The sequence below is a fragment of the Ramlibacter sp. G4-7 genome, assembly GCF_057784995.1.
The window spans coordinates 20,065-33,454 of record NZ_JBYNTT010000023.1; the positions used below are offsets into that span (position 1 = coordinate 20,065).

The 13,390-nt window shown below is 70.3% G+C and carries 16 protein-coding genes; 4 read left to right on the forward strand and 12 right to left on the reverse strand.

All coding sequences use genetic code 11. The features are described from left to right. The first annotated feature begins 13 nt into the window (after positions 1–13). Positions 14–988, forward strand: coding sequence for a Bug family tripartite tricarboxylate transporter substrate binding protein (locus AC3EGR_RS23085; protein WP_488548876.1), 975 nt, complete (start codon positions 14–16; stop codon positions 986–988). A gap of 42 nt (positions 989–1,030) precedes the next feature. Here AC3EGR_RS23085 and AC3EGR_RS23090 read toward each other — a convergent pair whose 3' ends face one another. The 7 genes from AC3EGR_RS23090 to AC3EGR_RS23120 all read right to left on the reverse strand — a co-directional run bounded on the left by AC3EGR_RS23090 (position 1,031) and on the right by AC3EGR_RS23120 (position 7,559). Continuing rightward, entirely contained in the window at positions 1,031–1,420 is a 390-nt protein-coding gene (locus tag AC3EGR_RS23090) for a hypothetical protein (RefSeq protein WP_488548877.1), read from the reverse strand. Between the two features lie 140 nt (positions 1,421–1,560). Next, complete coding sequence (locus AC3EGR_RS23095; RefSeq protein WP_488548878.1) at positions 1,561–1,953, reverse strand: hypothetical protein; 393 nt, start codon at positions 1,951–1,953, stop codon at positions 1,561–1,563. 97 nt (positions 1,954–2,050) lie between these two features. Beyond that, entirely contained in the window at positions 2,051–3,637 is a 1,587-nt protein-coding gene (locus AC3EGR_RS23100) for a sensor histidine kinase (RefSeq protein WP_488548879.1), read from the reverse strand. Positions 3,638–3,839: 202 nt separating this feature from the next. Then, complete coding sequence (locus tag AC3EGR_RS23105; protein WP_488548880.1) at positions 3,840–4,829, reverse strand: Bug family tripartite tricarboxylate transporter substrate binding protein; 990 nt, start codon at positions 4,827–4,829, stop codon at positions 3,840–3,842. A gap of 32 nt (positions 4,830–4,861) precedes the next feature. Then, complete coding sequence (locus tag AC3EGR_RS23110; protein WP_488548881.1) at positions 4,862–5,836, reverse strand: D-2-hydroxyacid dehydrogenase; 975 nt, start codon at positions 5,834–5,836, stop codon at positions 4,862–4,864. A gap of 17 nt (positions 5,837–5,853) precedes the next feature. Then, entirely contained in the window at positions 5,854–7,044 is a 1,191-nt protein-coding gene (locus tag AC3EGR_RS23115) for a mandelate racemase/muconate lactonizing enzyme family protein (RefSeq protein WP_488548882.1), read from the reverse strand. After that, a complete protein-coding gene (locus AC3EGR_RS23120) occupies positions 7,041–7,559 on the reverse strand; it encodes a MarR family winged helix-turn-helix transcriptional regulator (RefSeq protein ID WP_488548883.1) in 519 nt (172 codons plus the stop codon). The genes AC3EGR_RS23115 and AC3EGR_RS23120 overlap by 4 nt, the downstream gene beginning before the upstream one ends. Before the next feature lie 184 nt (positions 7,560–7,743). On the opposite strand from AC3EGR_RS23120, the gene AC3EGR_RS23125 reads away from it, so the two are divergent. Together AC3EGR_RS23125 and AC3EGR_RS23130 are read left to right on the forward strand one after the other, a co-directional pair. Continuing rightward, entirely contained in the window at positions 7,744–7,887 is a 144-nt protein-coding gene (locus AC3EGR_RS23125; RefSeq protein WP_488548884.1) for a hypothetical protein, read from the forward strand. Between the two features lie 12 nt (positions 7,888–7,899). After that, positions 7,900–8,094 (forward strand): hypothetical protein, encoded by a 195-nt coding sequence (locus AC3EGR_RS23130; protein WP_488548885.1) that lies wholly within the window; start codon positions 7,900–7,902, stop codon positions 8,092–8,094. 72 nt (positions 8,095–8,166) lie between these two features. Here AC3EGR_RS23130 and AC3EGR_RS23135 read toward each other — a convergent pair whose 3' ends face one another. From AC3EGR_RS23135 to AC3EGR_RS23150, 4 genes are read right to left on the reverse strand one after another with little or no spacing between them, the layout of a single operon-like run. Further along, positions 8,167–9,087 carry a dihydrodipicolinate synthase family protein gene (locus AC3EGR_RS23135; protein WP_488548886.1) on the reverse strand — a complete coding sequence of 307 codons (921 nt, stop codon included), beginning with the start codon at positions 9,085–9,087 and terminating at the stop codon, positions 8,167–8,169. A gap of 7 nt (positions 9,088–9,094) precedes the next feature. Then, entirely contained in the window at positions 9,095–10,066 is a 972-nt protein-coding gene (locus AC3EGR_RS23140) for an aldose epimerase family protein (protein ID WP_488548887.1), read from the reverse strand. Beyond that, positions 10,063–10,935: an SMP-30/gluconolactonase/LRE family protein gene (locus AC3EGR_RS23145; protein ID WP_488548888.1), complete on the reverse strand. Its 873-nt coding sequence runs from the start codon at positions 10,933–10,935 to the stop codon at positions 10,063–10,065. The genes AC3EGR_RS23140 and AC3EGR_RS23145 overlap by 4 nt, the downstream gene beginning before the upstream one ends. Next, positions 10,932–11,696: an SDR family NAD(P)-dependent oxidoreductase gene (locus AC3EGR_RS23150; protein WP_488548889.1), complete on the reverse strand. Its 765-nt coding sequence runs from the start codon at positions 11,694–11,696 to the stop codon at positions 10,932–10,934. Before AC3EGR_RS23150 ends, AC3EGR_RS23145 begins: the two co-directional genes overlap by 4 nt. Before the next feature lie 162 nt (positions 11,697–11,858). On the opposite strand from AC3EGR_RS23150, the gene AC3EGR_RS23155 reads away from it, so the two are divergent. Further along, positions 11,859–12,323 carry a FadR/GntR family transcriptional regulator gene (locus tag AC3EGR_RS23155; protein ID WP_488548890.1) on the forward strand — a complete coding sequence of 155 codons (465 nt, stop codon included), beginning with the start codon at positions 11,859–11,861 and terminating at the stop codon, positions 12,321–12,323. A 133-nt stretch (positions 12,324–12,456) separates the two neighbouring features. Here AC3EGR_RS23155 and AC3EGR_RS23160 read toward each other — a convergent pair whose 3' ends face one another. Next, complete coding sequence (locus AC3EGR_RS23160; RefSeq protein WP_488548891.1) at positions 12,457–12,999, reverse strand: hypothetical protein; 543 nt, start codon at positions 12,997–12,999, stop codon at positions 12,457–12,459. Positions 13,000–13,390 lie beyond the last annotated feature (391 nt).

The following is a 13,390-nucleotide window of genomic DNA, read 5'->3' on the forward strand; positions in this document are numbered from 1 at the left end:
GGAGACAACGAACATGCAGGCCCTCCGCAGACGCAACCTGGTGCTGGCAGCCGCCGGCCTGGCGCTGGCAAGCGCCGCCGTCGCACAGGACACCTTCCCCTCGCGCCCGATCCGGTGGATCGTGCCTTACCTCGCCGGCACCGCGCCGGACATCACGGTGCGCATCACCGCCGAAGCGATGTCGGACATCCTCAAGCAACCGGTGGTGGTGGAGAACAAGGGCGGCGCCGCCGGCAACCTCGGTGCGCAGATCGCCGCCCGCTCGCCGGCCGACGGCTACACCTGGGTGTACTCCGCCACGCCGATGGCGACGAACATGCGCATGTACCGCAAGCCCGGCTACGACGTGATGAAGGACTTCATCCACGTCGGCGGCATCACCCGCTCCGACGTCGTGCTCGTGGTCGCGGCGGACTCCGGCATCCAGAGCGCCAGGGAGCTGATCGAACGCGCCCGCAAGCAGCCGGGCAAGCTGTCGTACGCGTCGGGTGGCGTCGGAACGCCCGCGCACATGGGTGCGGAACTCATCCTCAAGAGCACCGGCGTGCAGGCCCTCCACGTGCCTTACAAGGGCGCCTCGGAGTCGGCCAATGCGGTGCTGGGCAAGCAGGTGGACTTCGCGCTCACCATCAGTTCGGTGTCGCTGCCCCACATCGCGGGCGGCAAGCTGAAGGCCCTGGCGGTCACCGCGCCCTCGCGCAATCCGCGCATGCCCGACGTGCCGACGCTGGCGGAAGCGGGCATCCCGGGCGTGACGCTGGTGTCCTTCGGTGGCCTGTCCCTGCCGGCCGGCACGCCCGCCCCCATCGTGCAGCGCGTGGGCGAAGCACTGCAGAAGGCGCTGGCCGAGCCCTCCGTGCGTGCCAGGCTGGAAGCCAACGGCGCCGCCGTCGTGGCGAGCAAGGCCGACGAGTACGCGCACAGCCTGCAGTCGGAAATCGCGCTGACCGAAAAGATGATGAAGGTCGCCGGCATCGCGGCGCAGTGAGCCGGCGCCGGTCGCCGCTGCGCCGGCAGGAAGCCGCGGACCTCAGGTCTTCGCCGACTTCTTCTTCGCCCTGCGCGCGGCGTCCATGGCGGACGCCTTCGCCGCGCTTTTCTCGGCGCGCGTGGGCCCCTTCTTCCCGGGCTTGGCGTCCTTGTGCTCCTTGTGCTCCTTGGCTTCCTTGCTCGCCTTGGGCTTTTCCTTGGCCTCCGGATGGTGCGTCCGCACCAGCTTGTCCAGGGCGCTCGGGCCGGGCTGCAGGGCGCGCTCCTGGCGCCTGGCCCGTTCTTCCTTGAGCAGGCGGCGCTCCTCCACCAGCGCCTGTTCGGCCTCCGATGTCGCGCCGTCCGTGGCCTGGGCGTGCGTACGCGCGCGGTGCAGCATGGCGCCGTTGTTCGCGATGCGTTTGCTGAGCGATGCGATGCGGATGGGCATGGGATGGATCTCCGGAAGTTCGTCCGGCCAATGTACGGGCAGGCGGCGGCGGGACGGCGCTATGACCATGAGGACCTGACGACTATCGCAGCCGCTGCCGAGCTAGTCTTGCACGGCCGGCAGCGAAAGCCGTTCGCGCCTCAGCGCTGCACCTTCCACAAGCCCGCTGCCTCGAGCCGCGTGCTGCCCGGGTCCGGCACCAGGAAGTCGGCCTCGACCTCGTCCCCCGGCTTCAGGCTGTCCAGGTCGAACAGGTCCGCGTTCACGTGCACGACGCCGATGCGCCCGCTGTCATCGCGCAGCCGCAGCGTGTCCGCCTTCGTGTCCACGGCGTCCACCACGTACACCCCCGGCAGCGGCCCCGCGGCCACGGCCGCCTCCGGACTGAAGCGGCCCGGCACCAGCGGCCTCGGTGGCCGTGGGCGGGCGATCGGCTGCGTCGGACGCTGCGCCCAGGAGCGGGAGCCCACGCCGATGGCCGCCGCGATGCACGCACGACCCAGCCCGAACAAGACGATGCGCCGCTGCAGCATGTCGACCCTCCTGCCGTTGCCCGCGCGGGCATTGTGCCCCTCTCCGCGCCGAATCGTCGCCGCCGCCGATCGCTCGCCGGCGCAGGGCTGCGCGCGACTAGGAAGCCGGACCGGGCGAGAGCGTGAAGCTGAATCGTGCACCGCCGTCGACGCGCGATTCGGCCCAGATGCGGCCGCCGTGCCGGGAGACGATCCGCAGCGCGTTCGCCAGGCCGATGCCGGTCCCCGCATACTCGTCTTCGGAGTGCAGTCGCTGGAAGGTCCCGAACAGCTTGCCGGCCCACTTCATGTCGAAGCCGGCGCCGTTGTCGCAGACGCAGTAGACCGTCTCGCCGGCGGCATCCACGGAACTGGTGAACGAGATCCGCGCTGCATCGCGGCGGGCGGTGAACTTCCAGGCGTTGCCCAGCAGGTTTTCCAGCAGCATCCGCAGCAGCCGGCTGTCTCCGCGCACCCGCATGGCCGGTGCGATGGTGCAGCACAACACACGTCCCGCCTCGCGTGCCTGCAACTCCTCGATCACCGTGGCGGCCAATGCACTGAGGTCCACCTCCGACAGGCTCACCGCCGTGCCGGACGTCTGCGCCACCGACAGCAGTGCGTCCACGTAGTCGTCCATGCGACGGGCTGCAGCCTTGATGCGCGCGGCGTAGTGCCCCACCCGTGCGAGGTCCCCGCTGGCGACTGCAAGGTCGAGAGCGTCGCTGAAGCCATGCGTCGCCGCGATCGGCGCCTTCAGGTCATGCGCCAGCGCATGGGCGAAATCCCTGAGCTCGGCGTTCGCCTGCTCCAGCTCGCGCGTGCGCTTGCGCACGCGCTCCGTCAACGCCTGGTTCCTGCTGGAAAGCTGCTCCCCCAGGGTGCGAAGCCGCTCCCGGTCGTCCTTGCTCGCCGTGATGTCCTGGGCCGCTCCCTGGATGCGCAGGGTGTTGCCGTCCGCCGAGCGCGCCGGCTCGCCGATGAGCCGCATCCACATCGGGCGGCCCGTCGTCGTGAACATGCGCAGTTCGCGATCGAAGGCGGTGCCACCCTGGACGCAGGCAACCCAGGCGTCGTGCACCTGCGCTTGCTGGGGACGGTGCACGAGTGCCAGCACGTCGCGCACGGAGGGGCACGCCTGCGCCGGGAACTCCAGCAGCTCCAGGAAATCGCCGGACCAGGCCACCCGCAAGTCCGGCAGCTCCACGCTCCAGGCGCCGACCCGGCCCAGGCGGCTCGCCAGCTTCAGCAGGGACTGCGCCTTTTGCGCCTCCTCCTGTGCGTTCTTCAGCTCGGTCACGTCCATCGCGGTGCCGCGGTAGCCCGTGAACCGACCGTCCTCGTCGTACACCGGCACACCGGTGGTGGAGATGTAGAGCGCGTCCGCGCCCTGCCCCACGCGGAACTCGAAATCGCGAAAGGGCTTCCTGGCCTCCAGCCAGCGGCGGTGGTCGTCCCAAGTCCCGCGCAAGGGCACCGCAGCCGACGATTCCCAGCGGCGCCTGCCGATGATCGAGCCGCCCTTGGGCTCGACGTTCCGGCCACGCACGTCCATGGTGTAGCGGAACTCCGCGTCCTGCTCCCACAGCCAGACGGAGGACGTGTCCTTCACCGTCCGCAGCTGCTCGTCCTGGCTCGGGAGGGCGCGCTCCAGCCCTGGCCGGCCGGCCCCCTCCTTGTTCACGGTCTCCACTGGTGTGCTCACTGCCCTGATGCTGTCGTTGGCCCGATCGAGTTCGGCGAGGCGCGTTTGGGGAGCGCCTGCCGACTCGGCTGTACGTATTGTCGTTGGCGGCCGGGCGGCAATCCTGCCCGGCCCCGGCGAATGCCGCCCTTGCACGGCTTTCGGAACAAATTCACGGCGACCGCCTGCCAGGGCCGGCGCGCCGAGCGCCGCCGAGACCGGCTCAATCCTCCGCCGTGAAGCCCGTGGAGCGCACCACTTCCCGGTACTTCTCCCAGGTGGAACGGTAGATCCCGGCGAATTCCTCCGGCGAGTTCACGTCCGCCTCGACGCCGATGTCGACCATGCGCGCCGCCACCGCGGGGCTTCGCACCACCTCCGCGACCAGCGCATTCACGCGCGTGACGATCTCCCTCGGCGTCCTGGCGGGCGCCACCAGCCCCGACCAGTCCTGGAACACGACGTCGTAACCCAGTTCCTTCATCGTCGGAACCTCGGGCGTGAAGCGCGTGCGCTGGCCGGTCGTCGTCGCCAGCATGCGCAGCTTGCCTTCGCGCGCGTGCTGGATCACCTCCGGGATCGGCGTCACCACGGAAGCGATGTGGCCGCCGAGCACGTCGATCACGGAGGGTGCGCCACCCTTGTAGCCGATCATGCGCAGCGGCACGCCCGCACTGCGCGCGAACAGCACGCCCGCGAAGTGCTGCCCGCCGCCGGTGGGCGCGCCGAAGGTCGCCTTGTCCGGGTTGGCCTTGCACCAGGCGACGAAGTCCGCGGCGGTCTTCACGCTCGCCGGCACGGCCGGGCCGACCGAGAGGACGAACGCGCCCTTGCCGGTCGTGGCCACCGGCACGAAGTCGGCCAGCGGGTCGTAGGGCAGCGTCCGGTAGATGTGCGGAAAGATCGCCATCGGGAACGCGGGGCCGAACAGCATGACGCTGCCGTCGGCGGGCGCGTTCTTCACCGCCACGGCACCGACCCGTCCGTTGCCGCCCACGCGGTTGTCCACGATCACCGTCTCGGCGTACTTGCCGCGCAGCCCCTCGGCCACGAGACGCGCGACCTGGTCGGTGGCGCCACCGGCCGGGAAAGCGACGACGATCGTCAGCTGGCGGATCGGCGGCTGCTGCGCCCGCGCAGCGCTGGCCGCATACAGCGCCGGAATGGCCGCACCGGCGGCGAATGTCTTCAGGATGTCGCGTCGCGTCTGCATGGCTGTCTCCTCGTCTTGGTGTCCGTTGACCCTCAACCGGCCGAAACCACGTGCTCCGGCGGCTCGCCCGCGATGAACCGGCGCAGGTTGTGCGCGACGCCCTCGGCCAGGCGCTGCACGCTGCGCGGGCTGCCCGAGCCGGCGAAGTGCGGCGAGACCAGCACGTTCGGCGCGTTCCACAGCGGGTCGTCGGCCGGCAGCGGCTCGGGATCGCTCACGTCCAGGCCCGCTCCGCCGATCTGGCCGCTGCGCAGCGCACGCACCAGCGCCGCCTGGTCCAGCACCGGCCCGCGCGCCACGTTCACCAGCAGGGCGCCGCGCTTGCAGGCCGCGAACTCCTTGTCGCCCAGCAGGTGCGTGGTTTCCGGCGTGAGCGCGATCGCCACGGCGATCACGTCGGCCTGCCAGAGCGCGGCATGCAACTGCGACAGCGGCAGGGCCTCGTCCACGTTGTCCTCCTTGCGCGGCGTGCGGGAGACGGTGAGCACCCGCATGTCGAAGGCGCGCGCGCGCCTGGCCAGCTCGCGGCCGATGTGACCGTAGCCCACGATCACCAGCGTGCCGCCTTCCAGCGATCGCGCCTTGGGCGCGATGAGCGTGCGGTCCCAGGCCTTGCGGGCCATGACCACGTTGACCATGTCGGGCACGCGCCGCCCGAGCGCCAGCATGAGCGCCATCGCGTGCTCCGCCACCGCGGGGGCGACGCCGCCACCGGCATAGGTCACCACGATGCCCGGCGGCCAGCCCAGCTCCTCGTAGCCTTCGCGGCCGGCGGAGATGAAGTGCATCCAGCGCACGGTGTTCTCCCTGGAGCGCAGCGCGGCGAAGACCTGCTTGGCTTCGTGCTGCGGCCCGTGCACCAGCACCAGGGCGTGGGCGCCGGGCAATGCCGCGAGCGTTTCCTCCAGGGTCTGCGTGACGATCAGCTGCACGCCGGGCACGGCCTGCACGGCCTCGATGATCTGGTTGCGGGCCAGCTGCAGCTTGGCCCAGTAGACGATGCGCAAGGTGGTCTCCCGTTGTTTCAGCGGCCGCGCGCCGGGTGGGCACGCAGCGCGATCTCGTCGATGTCCGTGCCCCACCCCGGCCGGTCCGGCACCAGCATGTGGCCGTTTTCCACCACCGGCGGGTGCGTCAGGTAGTCGCGGGTCCAGGGCGCCTCGTCCACGCGCAGTTCCATGATGCGCAGGTTGGGCGCGGCCGCGGACAGGTGCAGGCTCATGAGGCTGCCCAGGTCGCCCACCGGGTTGTGCGGCGCCATCGTGGTCTCGTACGCGTCGGCGAACGCCGCGATGCGCGCGGACTGCCACACGCCGTTCCACATCGGGTCGACGATGCAGGTGTCCACGGCCTGCCCTTGCAGGAAGGGCCGGTACTGCGCGATGCCGTGCAGCGACTCGAGCGAGGCGATCGGCACGCGCGCGTGGCGGCGGATCAGCGCCAGCGCCTCGGGGTCGTTCATGTCCAGTTCCAGCCAGGCCAGGTTCAGCGGCTCCAGCCGCTGCGCGAGCCGCAGGTAGCCTTCGGTGCGCTGGCTGAAGCTCATGTCCAGCATCAGGCCGACCTCGGGCCCCACGGCCTCGCGGTACGCGGTCATCTGCTCCACGATCTGGGCGAGTTGCCGGTCGCTCATGGAGCGGTCCAGGAAGCCGGGCGCGGGCCGGAAGCCGCCGTTGAAGAAGTAAGGCTTCTCCTTGTCGAAGAACACCGGGTTGGTCTTCACGGCGCGGTAGCCCTGCTTCACCGCCTCCTTCGCGACGGCCACCAGGTCGTCCAGCGTGCGGATCGGGTCGTAGCCGAGCGAGGTGTAGAAGGCCTCGCGCGGGCCCACGCGGTAGCTGCCGCAGTGCGTCCAGTACACCGGGACCTGGTCGCGGAGGGGTCCGCCCAGCAAGGTGTGCACCGGCACGCCCGCCGCCTTGCCGGCGATGTCCAGGCAGGCGTTCTCGATGGCGGCGACCGCCTGCTGCGCGAGCCCGCCGGACGCCAGCCGCGTGGTGGCGATCAGCGTCTCGCTCACGCGGCCGACCTGGCGCGGGTCCATGCCGATCGCCGTGCGGGCGAAGTCCTGGATCAGCGGGTCGATGCGCGCGCCGGAAAAGCTGTCGTAGAACTCGGACCAGCCGACGAGGCCCTCGTCCGTGGACAGCTTCAGGTAGGAGCAGCTGCGGTAGCCGCCGTCGGCATGGAAGGTGTCGGCGCGGGTGATCTTCATCGCGGTGTCTTCCTCGTTTGCAAGGCGGCCTGCAGCTTCTTGACCGCGCCGTAGAAGACGACGCGCTCGGCGGGGTCGAGCACCTGCATCAGCTGCTCCTGCGCGGCGCGCGCCTGCGGCAGGATGCGGCGCGCGAGGGCGCGGCCCTTGGCGGTGATGGCCACGATCAGCTTGCGGCCGTGGTCCGGGTCGGTGCTCACGCTGATCAGGCCCTGCGGCTGCAGCGTGCGCAGCAGCCGGCTCACGTAAGCCTTGTCCATGCCGGTCTCGCGGCAGAAGTCGGCCAACTGCATTTCGCCCTGGGCGTTCAGGCGCGCGAGCATGCGCCACTCGGCCACCGAGAGGCCGTGCGCCTTGACGTAGGTGGCACTGAGCTCCTGCTGGATCGCGTTGGCCAGCCGCATCAGCATGGTGCTGGGGTAGTCCTCCAGCGGCAGTTCGGGTGCGAAGCGGCCGTCCGCATGCCAGGGGCACGCGGGGCGGCGGGGGGCGGGGACGGCACGCAATGTGGACATGTCCACACTGTCGGACCACCGGGCCCGTCGGTCCGTTGGGACATTCCCTTAGCACGGGAGGTGCAATGGGCGCCGCAAGGTTCCGCGGCGCCCACCCGATGCGCTACTATGGGACCGACACGCGCCGCGGGCCCCAGGGGCCCTCCCCGACAGGCGAGCGCGGCCTGTCCACAAGGAGAACAGCATGCCGAAACCCAACTACGGGTTCGAGAAACGCCAGCGCGAACTCGAGAAGAAGCGCAAGAAGGAAGACAAGGCGGCCCGCAAGAGCGCACCCGCGCCCGCGCCGGCCCCCGCGAGCCCGCCCCCCGAGGGGGAGCAGAGCTAGACGGCGGCCCCCATGAAGGACGACGTCAAGACCAAGGTCCGTCCGGGTGGCCTGCGCTACGAGTCCAAGTCCGGCGGGACGGACTTTCCCGGCCCCTATGGCGGCACGATGAGTTGCTTCGTCTGCGGCCGCCACGTTCCCCGTTCGCGGCTGACCACCTTCCGCGTGGCGGGTGCGCAGCAGCTGCGCTGCCGCGAAGGCTGCTGACCGTCCGGGGGCAGCGAGCCCCCGGCCGCCTTCGCCCTCCTCCTGGGCACGCGAACCCCACCGCCCGCGCCGTCACTTCCCCCAGCGCAACACCAACGGATCCAACCTCCGCGCCTCGGCCAGCAACCCCTCCCGCACCGCCGGCTGCATCGGCGGGAACGGATGCCGCGGCGCTTCACACTCGATGATGCCGCCGGCCTTCATCAGCGCTTTCGCGGTGAGGATGCCGCCCTGCCGGTTCTCGTAGTTGATCAGCGGCAGCCAGCGGTAGTAGGCCTGCGCCGCGTCCTCGCGCCGCCCCGCCTGCCACGGGTCCAGGATCGTGCGGATGCCATCCGGATAACCGCCACCCGTCATCGCGCCGGTCGCGCCGGCTTCCAGGTCCGGCAGCAGCGTGATGCCCTCCTCACCGTCCCACGGCCCTTCGACCGCTTCGCCACCCAGGCGGACCAGCTCGCGCAGCTTGGAGGCCGCGCCCGCGGTCTCGATCTTGAAATAGGCGACGTGCTCGATCTCGCGGGCCATCCGCGCGAGGAAGGCCGCCGACAGCGGCGTGCCGGCCACCGGCGCGTCCTGGACCATGATCGGGATGGCGATGCGGTCGGACACGCGGGAATAAAACTCGTGGATCCTGTCCTCCCCCACCCGCAGCGTGGCGCCGTGGTAGGGCGGCATCACCATGACCATGGCGGCACCCTGCTCCTGCGCGCGCCGGCTGCGCGCGGCACACACCTCGGTGCTGAAGTGCGTGGTCGTGACGATCACGGGCACGCGGCCGGCCACATGCTCCAGGATCGCGCGCGTGAGCAGCTCACGCTCGTCGTCGGCCAGCAGGAACTGCTCGGAGAAATTGGCCAGGATGCACAGGCCCGCGGAGCCGGCATCGATCATGAAGTCGACGCAGCGCTTCTGGCTGGGAAGGTCCAGCGTGCCGTCCTCGTGGAAGGTGGTGGGCACCACCGGGAACACGCCTTGGTAACGGGTGCCGTGCATGGCGTCCTCAGATGTGGATGAAGCGGTAGAGCGTGGTGCTGCGGAAGGTTTCCCCCGGCCGCAGCAGCGTGGACGGATAGTCCGGGTGGTTGGGCGAATCCGGGAAGTGCTGCGTCTCCAGGCACAGGCCCGCCCGGTGCCCCAGGCCGCCGACGCTGCCGTCCAGGAAATTGCCGGAATAGAACTGCAGGCCGGGCTCGGTGGTGTGCACCTCCATGTGGCGGCCCGAGGAGGGATCGTCCAGCCGCGCCACCCGCCGCAGGCCTTCGCCGTCCAGCACCCAGTTGTGGTCGTAGCCGCCGGCGCGCTGCAGTTGCGGGTGCGTCTCCGCGATGCGGTCGCCGATGCGCGTGGCCTGGCGGAAGTCGAAGGGCGAGTCCGCCACGGGCGCGATGTGCTTGGGGATCAGGCCCGCGTCGACCATGCAGTAACGCTCCGCCGCAATCGCGAGGGTGTGATCGAGGATGTCGCCGCTGCCCGCCAGGTTGAAGTAGGCGTGCTGGCTCAGGTTCACCACCGTCGCCCGGTCGCAGCGCGCCTCGTAGTCGATGCGCCATTCGTTGGCAGGCGTCAGCGTGTACTGCACGCGCACCTCCATGCGGCCGGGAAAGCCCTGGTCGCCGTCTTCGCTGGTGAGGCGCAGCTCCAGCGCGGACGGGGACAGTGCCGCGATGTCCCACATCCTCTTGCCGAAGCCGTGCGGCCCGCCGTGCAAGGTGTTGGCGCCATTGTTGATCGGCAACTGGAAGGTCTCCCCGTCGATCGTGAAGCGCCCGCGCGAGATGCGGTTGGCGAAGCGGCCGACGATGGCGCCCAGGTTCGGATGCGGGTTCGCGTAGTCCTTGGGGGCGGGCAGGCTTAGCAGCACGTTGGCGACGCGGCCCTGCCAGTCCGGCACGTCCAGCGCCGTGACGATGCCGCCCAGGCCGATGGCGGAGAGCGACAGCCCCGCGCCGTTGCTGATCGTGAAGACCTTCATGGCGCCAGCCGGAAGCGCGTCTCCGGGAGCCCGCGCCAGCGCGTGGCCGCCGCGAAGACGCCGCCTGCGTGTGGCTCCTCGCGCAGGCGCTCCTTGCCCAGGCCGCCGCGCGCCGAGGTCACGTACAGGACGTCCAGCGCCCGGCCGCCGAAGGCCGGACAGGTCAGCCGCGACACCGGCATGGCGATGCGGTCGGTCTGCTGGCCCTCGCGGTCGTAGCGCACCACGCAGCGCCCCTCCCACTGCGCGTTCCAGAGTCCGCCCGCGGCGTCGATGCAGGAGCCGTCGGGAAAGCCCTCCTCCGCGCCCAGCCGCACGAACACGCGCGGCGCCCCGATGCGCCCGTCCGCCTGGTAGTCCAGCGACCAGATGGTGCGCGTGGGCGAATCGGCGTAGTACAGGGTGGCGCCGTCCGGGCTGAAGCAGATGCTGTTGCCCACCGCCGCCGGCGGCAGCGCAAGCCGCTCGACCCGCAGGTCGGCATGGACCCGGTAGAAGCCGCCGATGGCCTCTTCCCGGGGGTTGAACATCCCGAACACGAAGCGGCCCTGGCGGTCGCAGCGGCCGTCGTTGATGCGCGTCGTGGGCTGGTCGGCCTCGACGGGGACGACCGGCGAGAGGGATTCGCCGGCCGTGTCGAACACGGCGATGCCCGACGCCAGGCCGAGCAGCAGCTTCGTCTCGCTGCCCGCGCAAAACGCGAAGCTGCCCACGCGCTGCGGCAGCGTCCAGGTGCGCACGCTCCCATCGTCCTCGAGCCGGCAGATCTTCGAGCCCTCGATGTCCGTCCACCACAAGTGGCTCCCATCCCAGAGCGCGCACTCGCCCAGGCGGTCACCCGCGTCGACCAGCAGGCGTACCGCGCTCAAGTCCAGCCTCCGTCGACGATGAAGTCCTGGGCCGTGCACATCGCACTGTCGTCCGCCGCCAGGAACAGGGCCATGTGCGCGATGTGCTGCGCCAGCAGCGGCTGCTTCAGGCACTGGCCGCGCGCGATGTCGGCCTTGCCCTCCTCCGTGAGCCAGAGGCGGATCTGCCGTTCGGTCATCACCCAGCCCGGCACCAGCGTGTTCACGCGGATGTTGAAGGTGCCGTAGTCGCGCGCGAGCCCGCGCGTGAGGCCCTGCACCGCCGCCTTGGCCGCCGTGTACGCGGGCATGCCGCCCTGCTTGAGTTTCCAGCTGACCGAGCCGAAGTTCACGATGGCGCCGCCGCCCGCCTCCTTCATGTCCGTTGCGACCTTGCGCGCGGCGAAGAACTGGTGCTTCAGGTTCACTGCCATCGCCGCGTCCCAGTACTCGGGCGTCGTGTCCTCGATCCTGTGGCGCGTGTCGTTGGCCGCGTTGTTCATCAGCGCGCCCACGGGACCGAAGCGGTCGCGCACCGCGTCGATGGCGCGCTCCAGCGCGGCGATGTCCGTGATGTCCGTCTCGACGAACATGGGCGCATGGCGGCTGCCCTCGAGCGAACGCGCCAGCGCGCTGCCGGCCTCGCGCGCGATGTCGATGAAGCCGACCTTGGCGCCCTGTTCCGCGAACTCCTGCACGAGGCTGGCGCCGATGCCGGTCGCTCCTCCGGTGACCAGCACGACGCGGTCGGCAAGGCTCGGATAGCGCGCGAACGGGCTCATGGCGGCACCCCGGTGCAGAGGAAGGACGCGATTATTAGTCAGACTTGATCCGCGGAACAAGCAGCCTCAGCTGCGGGTTTCGCCAAGGGGTGCGCGTCTCGGCGCCAGCGCGCCGGCGTCATCCGCCGCCCGCGCATCGACTGGCACCCGCCGGACCCGGACGTGCTGTACTGGCTGATCCAGTCGCAGCCCACGGGCGAGTTCGTGGGAACGCTGATGACGGTGCGGCGCATCTTCGAACCCGCCGCCGCGGCGCTGGCGGCGCGCGTGGCAACTAAGGAACAGCTGGAAGGCATCGCCGAAGCCTACGCCGGCATGGAGGCGGCGCACACGACGCAGGAACTGCTGGAGCCCGACCTCGCCTTCCACCGCCGCATCGCCGAGGCCACCGGCAACGACCTGCTTGCCTACATCGGCAACATGCTCTCGCTGGCGCTGCGCGAGTCGATCCAGCTCTCCAGCAAGCTGCCGAACACGCACTCGCTCTCGCTGCCGCGGCACAAGGCGATCCTCACGGCGATCCTGCACCGGGATGCGCTGGCGGCAAGGCAGGCGACGCTGGTGCAGCTGGAGGAGACGCGCGGCGACATCACGCGGGTGCTGGATTCGGACATCCAGGTCGCTTGAGGGCTGGAGCGCAGCTGTGCACCGGCCGAGGCTCGGTGCGCGGGCCGGGGGTCGTCCGGCACGACGACGGCGCGACGCGCCCCAGACTGACGTTCCCGCCGCTCCGCCTGCCATTCCCGCCAGCGGGCGCACGTCACCCCGGTGGATTGCACTTGACCTGGTACGAGCCTTGGACGATCAGGTACTTGTCCCGGAGATCCGGAGCGAGTTCGACCTGCTCGAAATTGTTCCTGCGACCCAGCTCGCGCCAATTCGGCACGAAGCGGTATGCCTGTCCACCGCGCGGCAGTTGCGCCGGCAGACCGACGAAGGCACTCACGCCGAGCCGGTCGTTGTCGCCTGGATCGACCACCCGCACGCGGAGTGTCGTCCCCACGTCCGCCTGCACCCCACCCGGCAACACGGCGAGGCTGTCCCACCAGCCGTCGGTCATCACGGCACAACTCACGCCCACGACCCGCCCCGCATCGATGTCGACATCCTTCACGCCTGCCGCCTGCAAGCCGGCCAGTTCCCCCGGGTTCAAGCGGCGGCCGCGCTGGTCTGCTTTTCCGAACACCTGCCAGACCTGCACGGTGACCACGTCGTTCTTCCCAGGCATGGACCCGCAGCCCGACAAGTGGGCCGCCAGGACCGTGACCAGAACGGGCGTGCGCAAGTTCATCGTCTCGAGCATGCGCGATTCTTCCACGCGCCAAAACGCCACGACGCCCCAAGGCTTGCACACACCGGCTGAGCGGAGCAGACAACGCTTACACAAGCCTGCCGCATTCTGCGCAATAGTAGGCGGCCTTCGATCGCAACCAGGAGAAGCATCATGAAGAAGCTGACTGCGCTACTGTTGATCGCTGCCACTGCTCTGCTGGGAGCGTGCAACAAGCCCGGGGACAGTTCCAGCGGCGCCGCCAGCGGCTCCAGCGCGCCTGCCTCAGCGTCGAAGTAGCAGCAGGCAGGGGCCATCCGGCTCTGAAAGAAGCGGATCCCGCATGGCACGGCCGCTTCTGGCCGACCTCTGCCCAGGCTCGCCTCTGCAACAGGACAGCAGCGCGGCGTGAGCACCTACGCGG